The sequence below is a fragment of the Kitasatospora sp. SC0581 genome (assembly GCF_048159585.1).
Lineage (GTDB): Bacteria > Actinomycetota > Actinomycetes > Streptomycetales > Streptomycetaceae > Kitasatospora.
On the sequence record NZ_JBLRWA010000005.1, the window covers coordinates 65,096 to 84,091 of the forward strand.

Consider the following 18,996-nt stretch of genomic DNA (forward strand, 5'->3'; position numbering starts at 1 on the left):
CCATGTTCAAGTCGTTGACCCACTGTGTTTCTCCCAAAGCTTTTCAAGTCTGGCGCGGATGAGCTTCTCCAGCTGGGCGAGTCTCGCTTCGACGACTTGCGGGCTCTCTGCCGCGAGACCCTCCAGTTCCTTCGCCCAGGCCTTCAGGTCGTCGACGCTGGCGAGCCAGGCGCGGAATATTCGGAGCTGCCTTCGGCGCATGTCGGACTTTTCCTGGCCGGCCTTACTGTCCGTGTTGTTGAGCGGGCGCTTGAGGGGATTCCCGCGAGCGCCAACGGGATTGTCCCAGTGCTTCTGGACCGTTTCCATGTGCTTGTGGAGGTTTTTCCGGATCTTCTTGGCCTTCAACTCGCGCATCGGGAAGTCCCGCGCGAACTGCAGAAGATCCGAGTAGTCCACCTCCTCGTCACCGAGCTTCAGTCGACCGCGGCCTCGTGAGGCCATGTCAAGACCCATGGCGGTCAGTGCGAACGTCGCCGGGTCGCGGCCTCCCTCCACCTGGAAGTGCCACTGTGCGAGTTCGGCGGCATTCTGTTGGTGTCGGCCTTCGGGCTTGCCTCCGGAGATGACGGACAGGGCACTGGTTGCCAGTGCGCGGCGCTCCGCAGGAGTCCACTCGCTCTCCAGCTTGGCCGTCCACTCGTTGTGCTTGAGGGCGGCCGACTTCAGGGTATCGTCCTCCCGCCAGGTCCAGTGCACCAGTTGATCTTCCCGTTGGACCTTTCCCGAATAGGACGGTCCCTGGTCCCGTCGTACGCTGGCCAGGATCCGATCGTTGTCGCGATACTCCACATAGCTCGGGATGTTCATGGAATCGCGAGCAGGAATGCTCTGGACCATTCCGGATGCCTGGTACGGAGTCTGGGCGACATCGACCTCGAACCGTTCGACAGTCTGGCGCTTCTTGACGTTCCCCTTGCTGACCAGCCGGCCAAGTTCGGACGTGTCCCTTGCCGCTGATGCCGGCTCGGGTTGAGCCCGTCCGCCGTTGGCCTGCAGGGCCCTCGCGCGGTACTCCTCGCCGATTTTGTTGATCATCAGGACCACGCGGTCGGCAATGTCGACATCGATCCCGTCGACGGCGGTTTCCTGCGGATTGAGCTTCGCCAGTACGTGAAAGGCGGAGGAGCCGACCTTGTCGAGTCCGGTGAGCCGGTACCAGACCCGGAGTGCCCTCAGCACTGCGCTCAGGACCTTGTCCGGCAGTCCTCGGCCGAGCAGCCGGTGCAGTCTCGGGCGCAGACGGGCCAGGATGGCTGCCAGGCGCTGCTGCTTCGCCTCGGGCGAGTTCTCGCGCTTGCGGCGTTGGGCGCGTTGCTGCTGGCGCTTCTGGTGCCAGGTGCGGAGGCGGTCGCGTTGCTTGCGGTAGGCGTCGCGGATCCTGTGGGCGCCGTTGGTGAGGGCGCGGCCCAGCTTGCTGTTGAGGACCTTGCGGCCGAGGGTGCGGGCGGCCGTCCGTACCCGGTTGAGGGCGGCTTTGACGGTCTGGCGGGAGGAGTTGAGGGCGCGGCCGACGGGGGAGGTGGGGCGGCGCGGGGTGGCGGGCTTGGGGCGGGTGGCGGTTGGGCGGTGTTGGGCGGGGCGCTCCGCGTGCTGCACGGTGTGCCGCGCGGGGCCGGTGCGGGCAGGGCGGGCGGGCCGGGCGGGACGGCCGGGGCCGGGCCGGCGCCGCAGGGACTGGGTGGCCCGGCGCAGGCTCGCGCGGGCCTTGTTGACGGCCCGGCCCGCCGCCTTGCGGGCACCGCGACCTGCCCTGGCCAGGCCTTTGAGGATCCGCTGGGCGATCCCCTTGAGCTTGGTGCCGACCGCCTTGCCGGCTCCCTTGAGCTTGCTGAGCAGGAAGTTGGAGATGAAGTCGAGCAGCGCGACCACGCCCGCCGCGACGGCGTCGGCGAAGAGGCAGGCGGCCGATCCGGATTTGACGGCCTTGAGGAAGGCGACGAACTTCCCGATCGCCGCGATGATCTTGCTGATGGTGTTCCAGGCCGCCATCAGCCCCTGGATGATCGTCATGATCGCACCGGCCGCCGGCACGATCATCGAGACCAGCTTCTCGACGACGATCGACACGATCATCCCGGGCAGTGCCGCGACGATCGCCTGCCAGGCCATCCGGCCGATCTGGGCCATCGAGATGCAGCCCTTGACCAGGACGTTGACGATCGTGGACGTCAGCCCGACGACCGACTCGACCTTCTCGTTGAACCAGGTCCGCACCGCGCTCTTGATCGCGCCCCACAGGTAGTGCTGGATGCCGTCGACCGCGGCGGTGCCGAGCTTCTTCAGCCAGCCGCCCGGGTCGGGGGCGATGTCGCCGATCAGGGCCGCGAACTCGCCGAAGACGGCGATCGCCTTCTGGACGAAGTCGATCGCGTCCATGACGGCCTTGCGGACGGCCTCGATGGCGGCCTTGAGTCCTGCCTCCAGCGCGTCCAGCAGTGCGTTCAGCCCGGCGGCGAGCGCGTCGAGGAGCTTGTTGACGGCGTTCTTGAGCCGGTCCGCCCACTCGTTGACCTTGGCGATGGCCTTGTCGCGCCATTCCTCGATCTTCTTGCGGAACTTGTCCCGCAGTTCGGGGAAGGCCGCCAGCAGGACGTCGCAGATCTTGATGAGCGCGTCCGCGAGCTTGTCGATCAGCTCGACGGCGAACTTCCGCGCCTGGTCGATCGCCCAGTTCGCGAACTTCCGGAAGCCGTCGATGATGTCGTTGATCAGGCCGCGGAAGAAGTCGAAGACCTTGGTGACGGCCTCGACCAGTGCGTCGAAGGCCGCCTTGACCTTGGACTTGACCCAGCCCCACCAGCCTTCGGACTCCTCCTTCTTGCGGTCCTTCTCCTTCTGGGCCTTCTCCTCGGCCTCCTTCCGCTTGTCCTGGATCTTCTGGTTGTCCTGCTGCTGGCGGTCCTGGACGTCCTTGTCGGCCCCGGCGCGCTTCTTGTCGATCTGGCCGGTCTTGTCGGTGTGCTCGGCACCGGCGTCCTGGTCCGCGGTGGTGATCTTCCCGTCCTGCTCGGTGCGCCACTGCTCGCGTTCGGCCTTGACCCTCTCTGCGGCGTCGCCCCGTTCCCCGGCCTGGGCCTGGGCGTTGTCGGCGACCGCCTGGTCGACCTCGGCCTGGTTCTGCCGCCGGGCGTCGGCCTCGCCCTGCTTCTGCTGGGCCTGTTCGGAGCCCAGCCGGCCCTGGCCCTCGCCGACCGCGGCCTGGATCTGCGGGCCGCGCTCCTGCTGGGTGACGATGCCGATGCCCGGCTTGGTGTCGACGGCGCCGCCTGCCCTGGCGCCCCCGCGCTTGCCGCCGCCACCGGGGACGGAGGCGGTGAGGGTCTCCTTCGGGACGTCCGGGTAGATCCGGTCCTCGCCCATCGGCTTGGCGGTGTCCTCCCGGCCGACGCCGAGGATCCTGCCGGAGCTCTCCTTGAGCTTCGCGGCCTGCCGGTCGGTGCGTGCCGGGTCGCTCTCCCCGGTCAGTTCGACCTTGGGCGCGGCGCCGACGGTGGTGTTCAGCGCCGGGTCGGTCGAGGGGACGCCGTCGACGGCGACCTGGGCCTGCTGCACCTCCTGCGCCGAGACCTGGTTGCCCGCGTCGTCGGCGACATTGGGCGGGGCGACCCGGTCGCCGGGGTTCCGGCCCTCGACCTTCTTCTGGTCGGCCGTCCGCTGCCCGCCGTCCGCGCCCTCCGGGCCGACCCGCTCCAGCCGCTCCGTCACGGCTTCGGCGGGCGGCGCCGCCTCGGGTGCGCCGGACTGGGTCTGCGGTGCGCCGGAGGGCCGCTGGGTGGTCGGCGGGGCGGCCTGCAGTCGGGCGTGCTGCTCACCGACCGTACGGTCCACCGATCCGTCCACGCCGTCCAGGGTGGTGGCCAGCTGATCGGGCGGAAGGCTCGCGGCGGTGGCGAGCGCGCTCTGCGGGTCCTGGCCGGAGACGTCGGGCGCGGCCGGCTTCTGCTGCTCCTGCCCGCCCTGGGCGCCCCCGGCCGCGGCCCCGCCTCCGCCCGCACAGCCGCCGCCGGCGCCGCCGGTGCCGTCCTGCTCCGCCTCGGTGGTGGGCTGCTGGGGGCCCGCGCAGGCGCCGCCGCCCGCCTCCAGCGAGGCGTCGGGGGCGGCCTGGGCGGTGAGTCCGCCGGGCGCGTCGGCCTGCTCGGCGGCCGGGCCGGGGGCGGCGTCCAGGGCGGTGTCGGGGGCTGCCCCGGGAGCGCTGTCGAGGACGGCGCCGTCCCCGCCGACCGGCCCGCTGCCGCCGACCGGCCCCGGCGCCACGGGGGCGGTACGGTCCGGGCCGCTCGGCTCGGGCGAGGCGGCCGCCTCGGGGGCCGCCTCGGGTGCGGGTTCGGCCTCGCGCGCCGCCTCGGCGGGGGTTTCGGGCTGCGGCGCCTCCGGCTGCGTGGGCTCGGCAGGGGCCGGCGCCGGGGCCGCGGCCGGGTTCGCGGTGGGTTCGGGGCCGATCTCCTGCTCGACCGGCTGCTCCGGCTGGAGGTCGCGGGCGCTCCGGTCCTCGGCCTCGGTGGCGGGGGTCGGCTCGGGGGCGGCCTGGGGTGCCGCCCCGGGCTCCGCCTGCTCGGGCGGAGCCGGGGCCGTCTCCGCGTCGTCCTCCGGCCGGCTGTCCCGCTCGGCCTGCACCTGCTCGGCCTTGGTCGCGGGCGGCTCGGGGAACTCGGGCGCCTCGGCCTGCGCGGGGGGCGTGCCGTCCGCCGACAGGGTGAGCTGATCGGCCGTCGGGACGGCGGACACGTCGAGGTCGGCGGAGGGCAGGAAGTCCCCGGGCTTGAGCTCGGGCCCGGGGACGGCCGACGACGGCCGGTCCTCGCCCGCGGCGGGCGCGTCGTGGACCTCGGAGTCGGCGCCGGGCTCCATGCCCAACGGCCGTTCCTCGTCCGGGGCTTCGCCCTGCCGGTGGTCGCCCTCCAGCAGCCCGTGCCGGGCCAGCGGGCTGTCCTCGGCCCGCGCGATCGCGTCCAGGCGCTCGGGCTTGACCGGCGCGGTCTGCGGCAGAAGCCCGGCGGCGGGCTCCTGCGGCTTCGTGCCGGCCGAGGGCCGGGTGCCGATGCCCTGCTGCTCGGCCTCGGGCGAGCCGGGTACGGTGGCGGCGACCGGCTGGGCGGCGCCCTCCTCGGCCGGTACGGGCGCCTGTTCCGGGCCTGCCGCGGGCGCCTCCTCGACAGCCGACGGCTGCGCCTCCGTGGGGAGTTGGGCCTGACCGGCCTCCGGCTGCGCGGCGGGCTGTGCGGCCGGTTCGGTCTGAGCGGCCTCGCCCTCCGCGGGTGGTGCCTGCTGTCCGTCCTGCTGCTCCGGGCGTTCCTCGTCGCCGTCCTTCTCGTCCTTGCCGCCGTGGCCCTTGCGGTGTTTCCGGTGCTTGCTGCGAGCCTTCGGGTCGTCCGACTGCCGTTCCTCGTCGTCGAGTTGTTGCTTCCGGTCCCGTTCCTCGCGGTCCTCCTGGTCGGTCCGGTCGCGGTCGTCGGTGGTCCGGTCGGCGGCATCGGTCACCGGCTCGGGGGTCTGGGCGGCGTCCACGTCGGCCGGGCGGTGCTCGGCGGCCTCGACCAGTTCCAGCACCCGGGTGTAGTCGGAGGAGGGCAGCAGGACCGCCAGCCGGTCCAGGACGGAGGACTGCAACTCGGGCGCGAATCTGGCGAGTTGGAGGCGGACTCGGCCGGAGGAGTCGGTCGGGTCGCCGCGCAGCGAGCGCAGGATGCCGGACGCCAGCCGGTCGACCAGGGTGGCCGGGTCGAGCCGTTCGGTGCGGAAGCGGTCGGCGTCGACGGTCGCGTAGCGGAGCCAGCCCGGTGTGGCGCTGGGCGTCGCCGTCGTCGGCCGGTCCCCGCTCGCGCCCTGCTCCGCCTCGCGTTCGACGGCGTCCTGCGGCAGGCTCACCGCGCCCAGGTCGCGGCCGGCCCGCAGTGCGCCGAGCGGGTTCGGGGCCTGGATGGTGTGCAGCAGCTCGTGGGTGAGCAGTCGGCGGCCGTCCTCGGCGGCCGGCCGGTACTTGCCCTCGCCGAAGAAGAGGTCCGGGCCGACGGCGACGGCGTCCGCGCCGATCAGCTCGGTCAGCGCGGCGGAGTCCCGGTCGGTGTGCACCCGGACCCGGCTGAGGTCGTGGCCGAGCCGCGCCTCCAACTCCCGGCGCACGCCCGGGTCGAGCGGCTGGCCCGCGCCGGAGACGATCTCCTTCGGCTCGGGGGTGCGGGCCTTCGGTGCCCGGGTCTTGCGCCGGGCCTGGCCGCCCTGCTTGGCGTCCTGCGCGGAGTCCCGGGCGGGGGCGTTGAGTTGCGTCACGTCCGCCCCCGTTCCACGTGCCGCCCGGTACCCGAGAGCCGCCCACCAGCCGGGAGCTGACCAGTACCCGACAGCCCGGCGTGCACGGCGCGGGCGAGCGCCTCGCCGAGCCGCTGCGGTGAGGCGCCCGCCGGCAGCGGCGGCAGCCCGGAGAGCAGGTCCAGCGCGCGGTCGCCGCCCGCCGCGAGCGGTACGCCGCGCGTCTCGACCAGGCGGGCCAGCTCGCCGCGGAACGCCGTCGTCAGCCGCTCGTGGTCGATCCGCTCGAAGCCGTCGAGGACCAGCTCGCCGATCTCGACCTCGATCCGCCCGGCACCCGGGTGTTCGGGGGTGCCCGGCCCGCCTCCGTCCCGCGCGTTCACACCCATCCGCCGACCTCCGAGGGTGACAGCGAGCGCTCCAGCTTCAGGTACTCGGTGCGCGCGGCGGCCAGCATGTGCCGCATCTGCACCGGGCAGCCCTCGTCGGCGGCCAGGAAGGCCGCGGACAGCGCGATGTTGCGGATCGAGCCGCCGGCCACGGTGAGTTGGGCGAGCCGCTCGGGGTCGAGGCCCTCGCTGGGGGTCCGCGGGGGGATGACCCGCCGCCAGATCTCGGCGCGTTCCGGCACCCCGGGGAACGGGAAGTCGACCACGAACCTGATCCGCCGCATGAACGCGGGGTCCAGCGCCTTCTTCATGTTGGTGGTGAGCACGGCCAGGCCCCGGTAGGCCTCCATGCGCATCAGCAGGTAGCTGACCTCCAGGTTGGCGTAGCGGTCGTGGCTGTCCTTGATCTCGCTGCGCTTGCCGAACAGCGCGTCGGCCTCGTCGAACAGCAGCAGCGCGCCGCCGCGTTCGGCCGCGTCGAAGACCCGCCGGAGGTTCTTCTCGGTCTCGCCGATGTACTTGCTGACGACCTGGGAGAGGTCGATGACGAACAGGTCCACCCCGAGCCGCCCGGCGACGACCTCGGCCGCCAGCGTCTTTCCGGTGCCCGAGCCGCCGGCGAACAGCGCGGTCACCCCCAGGCCGCGCCGCAGCACCGCTTCGAAGCCCCACTCCTGGTAGACCGTGCCGCGCCGGCGGACGTGGGCGACGATCTCGCGCAGCGTCGCGCGCTGGCGCTCCTCCAGGACCAGGTCCTCCCAGTCGGCCCGTGGCTCGACCCGCCGGCCCAGCTCGTCCAGGGACATCCGGGCCTCCACCAGCCCGGCGTGCCAGGCCAGTTCGCCGACGTCCTGGTCCTTCTCGGCCGCCCGCCGGGCCGTTGCGGCGGCCGACCGGATCACATGGCCGGGCAGGGAGAACTGCGCGGCCAGCGCCCGGAGTTCGGCCTCGGCGATGCCCGGCGCGCCGTCCAGCGCCTCGGTCCAGATGCCCAGCTGCTCCTCGGGGCCGAGCGTGGGCACGGTCAGCCGGGCGCGGTCGGAGGCCCCGGCCGGCCGGGGCTCGTCGCCGGACACCACCAGCGGCACCGCCAGGCTCGCGAGGAAGGCCTCCGCGCCGTTCGGGGACCGCGGCTGCTCCCGGGCCGGCTCCCCGTCCTCGACCAGCAGCGCGGCCGGGATCAGGATCGCCTCCCGCTGCCACAGCCGGGCGAGCTGCTCGCGCTCGGCGGGCTCGGTGGGCAGGTCCTCGCGGTGCGCGACGTAGAGGCCGAGCCCGGAGCGGTGGGCGGCCGCCGAGGCGATCTCCCAGCGGGTGCGGCGGTCGGCGCCGCTCAGCTCGGCGTGCGGCGGGCCGGTCAGCCCGGCCGCGGACCACCCCTGGGCCAGCTCGGCCGCGCACCGCTCGTGGGGTTCGGGCAGTTCGCCGGGCGGCCCGACCCGGGTGAGCAGGCCGTGCAGCCGTACGTCCAGGTAGGGCACGCCGACCAGGAAGTGCAGCACCCGCTCGTCGATCCGCAGCCGGGAGGCGGTGAGCGCCGTCTCGTCGTCCAGCTCGACCAGCCGGAAGCGGCGCAGCGGGCCCACCGGGGTGAGCGCGCTCCAGTGCGGCCGGTCCAGGGCGGCGAGGGCGAGCGAGAAGGTCGGGTACCCGCGCCCGGGGTCGCCGCCGGCCGCGGCGCACCGGGCGGCGGCGGTGGGGTCGATCTCGGGCGCGGCGGCCAGCACGAGGACGTCCCGCTCGAAGGGGGTGAGCCCGAAGGAGGCGGCGAGCGCGTCCAGGGCGGTGGCGGGCTGCCGCCGCCCGGTGCGGCGGGTGCCGGGGGCGGGCGGCTCGGCGGTACGGGTCGTCTCCGGGGTCGACGGCGGGGCCGGCTCGGCGGTACGGCCGGCCGCGTGCGCGTCGACCCGTGCGAGCACGGCGGCGACCGCGGCCGACAGCGACTGCCGGTGCGACTCGTCCGCCAGGCCTTCGCGGTCCTGCCTGCGGCGCGTTGCCATCTCTCCCCCCGTCCCGTCCGTTGTGTTGGTGCGTCCTGTGGTCAGTGCGTCAGGTCCACCACGGGGCCGGTGAAGGCCCCGTCGCCGGACACCGTCAACTCGCTCGGCACGCCGTCCACTTGGACCCGGGCCAGGTACACCGTCGGCCGGACGCCGGTGACCGGCACCCGGACCGCGAACGGGTCGCTGCGCGGCTGCGACGGCACGGGTGCGCGGAACTGGTAGCTCGCCCCGGCGCGCCCGGTCGGCGGGCTCAACTCGTCCAGCAGCAGCAGGACCTGCTGGTCGTCCCGGAGTGGAACGTCCAGTCGGACGTCCACCTGGGCCGAGACCCCGGCCGGTCCGTCGGTACGGTCCGCCGTACCGATCGGCGCGGCGATCCGCGGCTGCCGGGCGAAGGTCTGCGCGTTGGACTCCACGGCGAGGTGCTCCGCGGCGGGCCGGCCGTCCAGCGCCAGGCCGTGCAGCACCTGCAGCTGGTACACGCCGGGCGGCAGGTCCGCCGGGACGGCGACCACCAGCCGGTCGTCCCGCACACCGCCCGGGGCGACCGGCACCCGGCGCCCGCCCAGCCGGGCCACGACCAGCTCCGCGCGCAGACCGGAGCCGACCACCACCAGCTCCCGGTCCCTGGTCACCGGCCCCTCCTCGGGCGCGCCGGTGGACCCGGCCGGGCGGGACAGCACCCGCTCGACGACCGGCCCGCGGGACGGCACGGCCCGGACGGTGCGGCGCAGCACCGGCTTGCCCGCGACCGGATCGACCTTGCCCTCCACGAACACGGCGGTGGCCTGGTAGGTCACCGACAGCGCGTAGGGGGTCTGGAGCAGCGTGCTCCACAGCTTGGACATCTCGTCGACGTCCATCGTGGTGGGGGTGAAGCGCACCCGCTGCGGCGAGGCGGCGAGGTCCGTCCCCACGAGGTACGGCTGGGCGGCCGCCTCCTCGATCAACTGCCGGGACAGCGCGGGCTGTTCGGTCAGCGTCCGGACGACGCAGCCGAGCAGCCGCTGGCCCACCAGCTGGGACTCCTCGCCGTAGCAGCTGATCAGGTAGTGCAGGTCGAGGGCGGCGGCCGGCCGGGTCAGCACGGTGCCGTCGGTCGCGCGGGTGGGCGCGTCGTGGTTGCGCAGTGAGGCGTTGGGCGTGACCTGGTAGAGGAACACGGTGATGGTCGGGTCGGCGGGTGGTTCGGTCGGCGGCTTGCGGGTGCCGACCTCGACCGCGAACGGGATGTCGGGCGAGAGCGCGCGGGAGACGAGCAGCCGCAGCGCCTCGGTCACCGTGGCGATCGCGAGGTGGTTGCTCATGCGCCCTCCCCGTTTCGCTCGGCGGCATCTGCCCGTGCGCGACGTGTGACGGCCCGCAGGCCCACTCGCCTGGTCATGGCCGCTCCCGGTCGAGGTACGCGCCCAGGTCGAGCGCGGGGGAGGGGCGGGCGGCCGCCGCCCGGCGCGGGCCGGCCGGGGCGCGCTCCGCGGCCCTGACCTCCACCCGCCCGATCTGGACCCGGACCACCCGCTCGGTCGGCCGCGGCCGGCCACGTGCCGCCTGAGCGGCGGCCCGAGCGCCCGCGGCGGCCGGGCGCCGGGCGGCCGGCGCGACGCCGAGCCGTCCCGTGGCCGGTGGCGGGGTCGCCGCCTGTTCCGGGCCCGGCGGCCGGACGGGTGCGGTGACCGCCGGTACGGCCGCCGGGCGGGCGGCCGTACCCTCCGACCCGGGCCCGGCGGGTGCGGCCGGCGCGACGCGAGCGGGCGCGAGCGGGGGCGTGACCAGCAGCGGCGTGCGCGGCAGCGGGAGCGCGGCCGGAGGAGTCGGCGGCGCCTCGCGGAGCGCCGGCCGGAGCGGCCCCGCGGACGGCAGCGGACGCGGTGCCGCCGACGGCCGGGGGAGTGGCGCGGGCCCGGGCTGTCCGACCTCCCGGCCCGACGCGGCGGCCTCCCCGGCGGGCGGCGGCGCCGCCCCGAGCGTCTCGATCCGTTCGAACGGCCCCGGCAGGCGCGGCCGGACGCGGACGGTGTCCCCGCCGGGGCCGCCCTTCGCGACCAGGCGGTCGAAGTAGTCAGGCATCTGCGCACAGCTCCAGGTAGTAGCGGCGCCGCAGCGGGCTGAGCGCCAGGACCTCCGGCTCGCTCCAGCCGTAGGCGGTGGCCAGCAGGTGGACGTCGAGCAGGGTCGCGCGGGCCCAGGCGTCCAGCTCCTCCCAGAGGTAGGAGGCGATGTCCAGTTCGGCGAGGGCCTGTCGGCCGCAGTCGGGGCAGCCGAGGTTGAGCCGGACGTCCGCGCAGGGGTCGGCCGCGGCGGCGGCCTCGGCCACCTGCCGCTGGACCGGCTCGGGGAGCCGCCGGGCGGGCACCGGCTCCCCGTCGTGCTCGGCGCTCAGGACGCACCGCTCCAGCAGGACGGTCCTGGCCTCGCCCGCGGGGGCCCGTTCGGCGGCGGCCAGGTCGCCGGTGGTGGGCAGCCGGAAGCCGACCCGCCAGCCGTCCGACTCCACCCGCAGCGGCCCGGCGGCCGGTCGACCGGCACCGACCACCTGTCCGGCGTCGAAGTCGAACTCCATCTCCTCGGCGCACCCCGGGCAGCCCACCCGTACGGTGAGCTGTTCACCGAACAACTCGCCGCGCAGGCCGAACAGTTCGGCGTCCCGCTCGCCGACCGGTACGGCCAGCAGCTCCTCCGGCCCGGCGGCGGGCCGGGCGACGGCGTGCAGCAGCAGGGCCCGCCCGCTGCGGCCGGCCGCCACCCCGGCCTCCCAGGTGGCCAACAGGGCCGCCTCCCCCGCGAGTTCCATCGCGCTCAGGCCCCTCAGGCCGGCTGCTGGAACGAGGGCTCTTCCGGCTCGGGCGTCTCCTCGTCCCGTTCCCAGCCCTCGACCTCCAGCTTGAGGCTCTGGATGGCCACCGCGTTGGCGTTGGCGTCCAGTTCGCCCAGCACCTGGTACTCGCTCGGCCAGGCCCGGTACAGCTTGTGGGCGACCGCCACCTGGCCGGCTTCGTTGAGCACCTGGATCACCAGGTCCTTGCGGAAGTCCCGGAGCGAGACCTCCGCCCCGCGGCCCGCGCCGACCATCCAGACCTTGTTGGCCCAGCGGTCGAACTCCGGGTCGTGGGTGACCCCGCGCTCCAGGGTGACCGCCTCGAAGTCGGTGCGGCCCGGTGACTTGCGCGGCGCGCTCGGATCGCCCCCGCTGCGGTGCTTCACCACCTCGGTGGTGCGCTTGAGCGGGCTGATCTTGCTGATTCCGGCGACGACCCGTCCGTCCCAGACGACCAGGAACTTGAAGTTCTTGTACGGATCGAACCGGTGCGGATTGACGGTGAACTCGACCATGGAGATCCTAAACCTCGAACTGTCCGGCGAGTTGCTCGATTTTGACGATCACGAATTCCGCGGGCTTGAGCGGCGCGAACCCGACCACGACGTTCACCACGCCGCGGTTGACGTCGTCCTGGGTGGTGGTGTCCCGGTCGCACTTGACGAAGTAGGCCGAGCGCGCGGACGTGCCCTGGAACGCGCCCTGCTGGAACAGCGAGTGCAGGAACGTGCCCACGTTCAGCCGGATCTGCGCCCACAGCCGCTCGTCGTTGGGCTCGAACACGACCCACTTCGTGCCGCGGTAGAGGCTCTCCTCCAGCATCAGCGCGAGGCGCCGCACCGGCACGTACTTCCACTGCGAGCCGAGCACGTCGGCGCCGGCCAGGGTCCTGGCCCCCCACACCACGGGGCCCACCACGGGGAACGTCCGCAGGCAGTTCACCGCGAGCGGGTTCAGCAGGCCGTTCTCCCGGTCCGTCATCGGGACGGTCAGGGCGCGCACCCCGGGCAGGCCGGCCTCCGTGCCCGCCGGGGCCTTCCACACGCCCCGCTGGCCGTCGGTGCGCGCGATCACCCCGGCGACGGTGCCGGACGGCGGGAAGGCGCGCAGCCGCCCGGTGAGCGGGTCGACCAGCTCCAGGTGCGGGAAGTACAGCGCCGCGTGGTCGCCGCGCACCGAGTCGAAGGCGGACAGGCCGGCCCGGGCGGCGTCCAGCGTCGTCCACGCCTGCGGCGAGTCGACGATCAGGAACATCCGCTTCTCCACGCAGAGCGCCTGGGCGGCCGAGACCACCGTGACGGCGTCGTCCACGTCGGTGTAGCCGGCCAGTTCGGGCAGCACCAGCAGGTTGACGTCCTGCACGTCGCGCAGCGCCTGGATGCCGGTCTTGCCCGCCTCGCTGCCGATCAGGTCGGTCAGCCCGGGGGCCCCGCCGTCCTGGCCGCCGGCGAGGGCGAAGACCGGCGGGCTGACCGAGCCCTCCAGGCCGAGGTTGTTGGCCGCCTCGCCGAGGAAGCGGACCACGTCGGCCGGGTCGGTGGAGCCGGCGACGGCCTGGAGCTGCCGGCCGAACGCCGTCACCCGGGTGCCCGCGAAGACGCGTTTGCCCGGGGCGTCGGGCAGCGCGCGGAGCTTGCGTTCGAGCAGCAGGGCGAGCTCGGTGACGGTGGTCGGCGCGGCGCCGTCCACGGCCGGGTCGTAGATCCTGACCGTCCGCGTCACGTCGCCGATCTTGACCTGGACCTCGTGGGTGAGGTCGGGCAGGGCGGCCGCGAACGGCTTGGACACGGTGCCCACCGGGTCCGGCCGGCTCGCCGCCCGGACCTTCACCCGGACCACCGCCGAGCCGCTGTTCACCACCGTCTCGGCGAACCGGGGGCTGCCGTCCTGGACCGACAGGTCCGCGAAGGACTCCCGGACCGCGCCCGAGGTGTCGAACACCTGGAGGTTGAACGTGTCGCCGGGCGTGGGCGTCCGGTAGTCCACGGCGACCCGCAGCGTCCCGCCCCAGAGCCCCGGCTCGACGGCCGTGACGTCCAGGACCGGGGTCGCGGTGGAGGTCTGCGTCGAGGTGAGCGTGGCACCCGCGGCGGCGCCGGTGCCGGCCGCGGCGACCCGGACGACGACCGCGACCGAGCCCCCGTTCAGGAAGAACTGCTGGACGGCGTAGCTGACCGGGCTCTGCGCCGCGAGCCCGCCGAAACGGCGTTCGAAGTCCGCGAAGCTGGTGAGGGTGACCGGCTGGTCGAGCGGGCCGCGCCGGGTGGCCCCGACGAAGGCGGTCACCGAGGTGCTCACCGCGGTGATGGTACGGACGCTGCTGGGAAGTTCTTCGATGTAGACGCCGGGGTAGGTCGGTATCGTCGGCAAATTCCCCCTCCGTTCACTTCGTGCATCAAGGGACCGATGGTGCCCGATGCAGTGGTGGCAGGCTCAGTTTCATAATCGGGTGACAATTCGTCAAGACCTGAACTGAGAAACTTAATTGTATTACTGCGCCTATTTCGTGGGGTTGCGGAGCAGGGAATTCCGCAACCCCGGGTCGGTCTCCCGTCCGGCCGGTCAGCCGCCTTCGGGCAGGTTCCGGTAGTCGGGGCGGGTGGTCGTCGGCGGCGTGGGCGACTCGGTCGCCGTCGGTGCGGCTGGTGTGGTGGCCGCCGTGGTCGGCGTGGTCGGCGTGGCTGCTACCGGCTTGGCGGCCGCCGGCGGGGTGGCCGCCGGCTGCTGGTAGGACGGCGGCCTGGCGGCCCCCAGGAACCAGCCCCAGGTCGCGCCGAACCGGTGCTCCAGGAAGCGGAACACCGCGTAGTAGGCCGTACCGAAGCCGGTGACCAGGGCGGAGGTGACGGAGGCGTTGTCCAGGTGGAGGCCGAGCCGCGCCGCCTGCACCGCCAGGAACGCCACGATGTAGGGCACACAGGTGCGCCACAGGGACAGGGCGATTTGGTACATCGATCCTCCTCGGACGACGTCGGCCGGTGACTGCGGATCAGCCGGCGACCGCGGATCGGCCGGTGGCCGTGGATCAGCCAGTGACTGTGGATCAGCCGGTGGCCGTCGATCAGCCGGTGACCGTGAAGCCGTGCGCCTGGCCGAGCCGCGTCAGCGAGTCGATGCCGGGGATGCCGTCCGCCTGCTGCCCGCTGTACCCGTACCGGCGCTGCAGGGCGGCGTAGGCGTCGATGGTGCTGGTCCCGAACGAGCCGTCGACCCACTGCCCGTCGAGCAGCCCCTCGGCGCGGAGCGCCTGCTCCACCGTGTACACGTCGTCCGGGTACGTGGTGGCGCCCTGGGCCGCGTCCGGGTCCTGGCGGGCGGCCGCGACCACCCGGGACTTCGACACCTCGGCCAGCGGGACCGCCCCGCCCAGCAGCCGGCGCAGCGAGGCCTCGCCGGGCACGCCGTCCGCGTCCCCGCCCGAGTACCCCAGGCTGCGCTGGTAGTCGGCGTAGTTGAGGGTGTCGGCGTCGGTCCAGTCCGGGCCGGGGCCCTGGGTGTAGTGCGAGCCGAAGTTCGCCGCCACCAGCGCCTCGCCGACGATGGTGACCTGCGGACCGTGCGCGCCGTAGCCGTACGACAGGCCGCCGACGCTGCTCTGGTAGCGGGCCGGTGTCGGGTCGGGCTGCGGCGCGGGCTGGGACGGCGGGGTGACCACCGTCCCGGACGGGCGCGGCGCACCGGACCGCACCCAGGCGTACAGCGCCGGGCCGGGGCAGTCGGTCGAGTAGCCGTCCTGGTGCCCCTTGATCTCCGGGCCCGCCGGGCCCTGCTGCTCGCAGTATTCGATCGCGTCCCGCAGCCCGTTGAGCTGCTCCGGGGTCGGCTCCGTCGACCCGGAGGAGCCGACCAGCCCGCACACCGCGTAGTGGGCCTCGTTGAGCGGGACGTCGCCGTTGGCGCTGTTGCGCCGGTTCAGGCCGCGGCCCTCGTACACGAAGCCGTGCTCGCAGACCACGAAGCTGTAGCCGATGTCCGACCAGCCGTCGTCGTTCATGTGCGAGGCCTGGAGGCGCCGCACGTAGGCCGGGCAGGTGTCGTGGGTGTCGAAGGCGTACCGGGTGCCCAGGTAGTGCACCTTCACCCCGGCGCGCGCACCGGCGTACGGGATCGAACCGTTGGGCTCGCGCCATGCCCGCGCGCCCCACTGGTCCCGGCTCACCAGCTGCAGCCCCGGCCAGTCGGGCACCGAGGGTGTGGGATTCGGCGTCGGCGTCGGCGCGGGTGTGTCGGGGGCCGGGGCCTGGCCGCTGCCGGCCCACGCCCTCAACTCGTCCAGCGAGCCGTTGAAGACGTCCGCGTCGAGCGGGTCGTCGCTGTACTGGTGGAAGCGCCAGGACGCTTGGACGCGCGGCGAACCCGGGGACACGTAGTCCGCGATCCACAGGAAGTCGCCCGCGTTGTCGTCCGTCCGGAACCAGTAGTCCCGGTTGGTGTAGAGCCCGACCAGGTGGTCCGGATAGCGCTGTTTGACCGCCGCCAGCCACTGGTTCTTCGCCGCGGTCGCGTCGCCGTCGGCGACAGACTGCCCGTACGGCTCGAAGTCCAGCACCAGCAGTTCGCCCGCGGGCACCTGCCCGACGACCCGGCAGAAGTGCTCGATCTCGCCGTCGACCGGGTTCTCCGCGTGCAGGAAGTGGTAGTGCCCGACCACCAGTCCCCGCCCCCGGGCGTCCGCCAGCTTGTCGGTGTACCCCGACTGGCCGGTGCGACCGCCCTCGGTGGCCTTGATGAAGACGAACTCCGCGTCCCCCGGAATGCCCGACTGGAAGTCGGAGACGTCATAACCCTTCGCGTATGCCATCAGGAAGCTCCCCCTTCGCGCCGATGGCAGCTACGGCCGACCCGCCCGGGCCCGAGCCCGGGACGCGACGCCGACCGGAGCGTCATGCCCACCTCACCGTACCCCTCGGTATGCGTCAACTCCCTTGAAATACAAGGGATCTACGCACTTTCGCCGCATCCGGGAGTGGGCCGTTCCGGGCAATATGCCACTGGCACTGGAGGGTCGTACGCCCTGTCCTGCCCCGGTGTGCAGCCGAGGCCGCCGGGACCGCCGGATCCGTCGGCCGGATCCGATCGGGGTGCGCGGGGAGGGTGCGCGAGGAGTGCGCGCGCCCTCCTGAGGTCGTACAGGAATCAATGATTCCGGAAATGCTCGATCGCTCACCAAGCACCGGTCGCCCCTTGTTGTGACCTTTACCACAGCTTGATGCGGCGGGGCGGATTCCCCTATCGGATTCCCGTGGCCGGATCGTTCCATGATGGCCTGATGTGACATGACCATTCGTCAAACATTGAAATCGAATGGCAATGTGGGCGCCGTCGTACCGACCCTTCTGCACCAGGTGTACTGATCGTGTACACGACGAAGAATGGCTGAACTGTGCGCATGACCCGTTCGGATCGCAACGACGCGACCACGCGGCCCCGCCTCGCCGGCGAAAAGCTCACCCTGGAGGAGTTCTCCGAGCTCGCCGGCCAGGTCGGGGGCTATCCCTATGTGAAAGTCGTGCTCGACCGCGACGAGTCGGTGCTCCACTTCATCGACAGCGCCGACGGCACCCTCCACGTCCGCTACATCGCGTGCGAGATCCTCGGCATGTCGATCGACGAACTGGCGCGCGGACTCGATTCGTTCAATGACGACGTGTACCGGAATCCCGACCGTCGCTTCTATCTCGGCACCCTCGCCCGCCACACCCGCCGCGCCGCGGAAAACGGCCACGAGGCCGACACCTTCCTGTCCCTGGAAACCGTCGACGTCGACACCATGTCCCAGGACATGCTCCGGTTCTTCTACCACCGGGTGCGCGAGCACATCGACCCCTCGCTGCCGCTGGTCCTCAAGCCGGCCGGCCACGAGCAGGAGGGCTACCTCGCCCGCATACCGGAGACCGAGATACCGCGCGTCCTGTCCCACGAGCTCTACTCCGCGGCCTCCTACGTACCGCTGAACGCCGGGACCGCCCACGGACGGCTGCGCGTGTTCGGCTCGGAGGACGAGTACCGGGCCGACCCCGAGCCGCTGGAGTGGCACGACATCGTGGTGATGCCCCGGGTGCCCGAGGACATCCCCCGGGTCTCCGGAATCATCCACACCGAGCACACCACACCGCTCTCCCACATCAACGTGATGGCCGCCGGATGGCGCATCCCCAACGCCGTCGGCGTCGAAGCCGCCGAGCGCATCGACCGCGCCGGGCTGCGCGACCGATGTTGGGTGCACTACCGCGTCGAAGCCGACGGCGGAGACCTCCTCCTCGAAGCCGCCCGGCCCGGCGACCGCGAGGAAGCCCCGCCGACCCCGCCGACCGACCGCGTCGCCGTGGACCTGCCCGACCTCACGCCCACACCGGTCACCCCGCTGTCCGCACTGCGCGAAGGGGACCACGTCCGGTTCGGCACCAAGGCCGCCAACCTCGGCGAACTCACCCACCTGCTCCAGCACGGCTCACCGCGCTGGCTCGGCTTCTACAGCGTGCCCCGGCCGCCCCGGGACAACCTGCTCCGCTACCTCGCCCGGCAACTCGGCGCCCCGGAGGACGCGGACAGGACCGAACTGGACGCTGCCGCGCAACTCCTGGTGAAGGAGTACGCCCACGTGCCGCGCGGCATCGTGCTGCCGTTCTCCCTCCAGCAGCGCTTCCTCGACTCCTCGGCGGAACTCCGCACCGCCGTCGACCGGCTGGACTCCGCCCTCCGGGACGGGACTTCGCTCCACGAGGGGACGCGGATCGAGGAACGCATCGAGGAACTCTGCCTCGAAGCCCAGCGGCTGATCCGCGACACCCCGCTGCCCGACCCGATCCGCACCGAGATCGACCGGGCGATCGACCGGCACCTGTACGGCGCCCACGTCCAGGTCGTCCGCAGCTCCTCCAACGCCGAGGACCTGGCCGGCTTCTCCGCCGCCGGACTCTACGAATCGGTGGCCGACGCCAGCGGCACGGACGCCGTCCTCGACGCGGTCCGCGAGGTCTGGGCCTCGCTGTTCTCACCCCGCGCGGTCCTGCTGCGCCGCCAGGCGGGCATCCCCCTGGACCACTGCCGGATGGCCGTGATCGTCCAGGAACAGGTCGGAGCCACCGTCGGCGGCGTCCTGGTCACCTGCAACCCGCTGAGCCCGCAGGACTTCCGCAACGTCTACCTCAACATCTCGCCGCGCTCCGTGACCGACGTGGTCTCCGGCCGGGGCGCCCCGCTCCAGTACCTGTGCAACACCATGGAAGGCGGCAGCCGCACCGTCTCGCTCGGCACCGCCGGCACCGACCTGGACGCCGGGACCAAGGACCTCGTACGCCGACTGGCCCTGATCAGCAGGCTGTTGCAGTCGCACTTCTCGCCCGACGAGACGTACGCAACCCCGGTCGACATCGAGTGGGCGATCGAGGGCGACCAGATCAGCCTGCTGCAGCTGCGCCCCTTCCGCACCGCCGGCTGACGTGGCCGGCCGACACCGTCGGCTGATGTCGCCGGAACACCGCACGGGCCCGCGCACGAGCGCGCCCGTGTGCCCCTCCGCGCCCTTTCCCGCGGCCGC

At 73.1% G+C, this 18,996-nt stretch carries 11 protein-coding genes; 1 reads left to right on the top strand and 10 read right to left on the bottom strand.

Annotation, left to right across the window (positions count from 1 at the left end; translation table 11 throughout):
• Positions 1-6: 6 nt before the first annotated feature.
• The 10 genes from ACLWS4_RS11375 to ACLWS4_RS11420 all read right to left on the bottom strand — a co-directional run bounded on the left by ACLWS4_RS11375 (position 7) and on the right by ACLWS4_RS11420 (position 16,257).
• Complete coding sequence (locus ACLWS4_RS11375; RefSeq protein ID WP_416873999.1) at positions 7-6,270, bottom strand: eCIS core domain-containing protein; 6,264 nt, start codon at positions 6,268-6,270, stop codon at positions 7-9.
• Positions 6,267-6,638, bottom strand: coding sequence for a hypothetical protein (locus ACLWS4_RS11380; RefSeq protein WP_416874000.1), 372 nt, complete (start codon positions 6,636-6,638; stop codon positions 6,267-6,269). The genes ACLWS4_RS11375 and ACLWS4_RS11380 overlap by 4 nt, the downstream gene beginning before the upstream one ends.
• Positions 6,629-8,638, bottom strand: a complete 2,010-nt coding sequence (locus ACLWS4_RS11385) for an ATP-binding protein (RefSeq protein ID WP_416874001.1) — start codon at positions 8,636-8,638, stop codon at positions 6,629-6,631. Before ACLWS4_RS11385 ends, ACLWS4_RS11380 begins: the two co-directional genes overlap by 10 nt.
• A gap of 41 nt (positions 8,639-8,679) precedes the next feature.
• The gene (locus ACLWS4_RS11390; RefSeq protein WP_416874002.1) at positions 8,680-9,948 is read right to left on the bottom strand and encodes a DUF4255 domain-containing protein; all 1,269 of its coding nucleotides are present in this window, start codon (positions 9,946-9,948) and stop codon (positions 8,680-8,682) included.
• 73 nt (positions 9,949-10,021) lie between these two features.
• The gene (locus tag ACLWS4_RS11395) at positions 10,022-10,708 is read right to left on the bottom strand and encodes a hypothetical protein (protein WP_416874003.1); all 687 of its coding nucleotides are present in this window, start codon (positions 10,706-10,708) and stop codon (positions 10,022-10,024) included.
• Positions 10,701-11,432, bottom strand: a complete 732-nt coding sequence (locus ACLWS4_RS11400) for a hypothetical protein (protein ID WP_387823785.1) — start codon at positions 11,430-11,432, stop codon at positions 10,701-10,703. The genes ACLWS4_RS11395 and ACLWS4_RS11400 overlap by 8 nt, the downstream gene beginning before the upstream one ends.
• A 14-nt stretch (positions 11,433-11,446) precedes the next feature.
• A complete protein-coding gene (locus tag ACLWS4_RS11405; protein ID WP_049649365.1) occupies positions 11,447-11,971 on the bottom strand; it encodes a phage tail protein in 525 nt (174 codons plus the stop codon).
• A gap of 7 nt (positions 11,972-11,978) precedes the next feature.
• On the bottom strand, positions 11,979-13,826 hold the full coding sequence (locus ACLWS4_RS11410) for a phage tail sheath family protein (protein ID WP_416874004.1): 1,848 nt from the start codon (positions 13,824-13,826) through the stop codon (positions 11,979-11,981).
• A 192-nt stretch (positions 13,827-14,018) separates the two neighbouring features.
• Entirely contained in the window at positions 14,019-14,408 is a 390-nt protein-coding gene (locus ACLWS4_RS11415) for a hypothetical protein (protein WP_416874005.1), read from the bottom strand.
• Between the two features lie 109 nt (positions 14,409-14,517).
• The gene (locus tag ACLWS4_RS11420) at positions 14,518-16,257 is read right to left on the bottom strand and encodes a peptidoglycan-binding protein (RefSeq protein ID WP_387823794.1); all 1,740 of its coding nucleotides are present in this window, start codon (positions 16,255-16,257) and stop codon (positions 14,518-14,520) included.
• Positions 16,258-16,845: 588 nt separating this feature from the next.
• Here ACLWS4_RS11420 and ACLWS4_RS11425 point away from each other — a divergent pair.
• The gene (locus ACLWS4_RS11425) at positions 16,846-18,897 is read left to right on the top strand and encodes a PEP/pyruvate-binding domain-containing protein (protein ID WP_416874006.1); all 2,052 of its coding nucleotides are present in this window, start codon (positions 16,846-16,848) and stop codon (positions 18,895-18,897) included.
• Positions 18,898-18,996 lie beyond the last annotated feature (99 nt).

Coding starts and splice junctions, on each gene's coding strand:
- ACLWS4_RS11380 (WP_416874000.1), bottom strand. CDS start 6,638: ATGGGTGTGAACGCGCGGGACGGAGGCGGGCCGGGCACCCCCGAACAC.
- ACLWS4_RS11425 (WP_416874006.1), top strand. CDS start 16,846: ATGACCCGTTCGGATCGCAACGACGCGACCACGCGGCCCCGCCTCGCC.
- ACLWS4_RS11400 (WP_387823785.1), bottom strand. CDS start 11,432: ATGGAACTCGCGGGGGAGGCGGCCCTGTTGGCCACCTGGGAGGCCGGG.
- ACLWS4_RS11385 (WP_416874001.1), bottom strand. CDS start 8,638: ATGGCAACGCGCCGCAGGCAGGACCGCGAAGGCCTGGCGGACGAGTCG.
- ACLWS4_RS11395 (WP_416874003.1), bottom strand. CDS start 10,708: ATGCCTGACTACTTCGACCGCCTGGTCGCGAAGGGCGGCCCCGGCGGG.
- ACLWS4_RS11390 (WP_416874002.1), bottom strand. CDS start 9,948: ATGAGCAACCACCTCGCGATCGCCACGGTGACCGAGGCGCTGCGGCTG.
- ACLWS4_RS11420 (WP_387823794.1), bottom strand. CDS start 16,257: ATGGCATACGCGAAGGGTTATGACGTCTCCGACTTCCAGTCGGGCATT.
- ACLWS4_RS11405 (WP_049649365.1), bottom strand. CDS start 11,971: ATGGTCGAGTTCACCGTCAATCCGCACCGGTTCGATCCGTACAAGAAC.
- ACLWS4_RS11415 (WP_416874005.1), bottom strand. CDS start 14,408: ATGTACCAAATCGCCCTGTCCCTGTGGCGCACCTGTGTGCCCTACATC.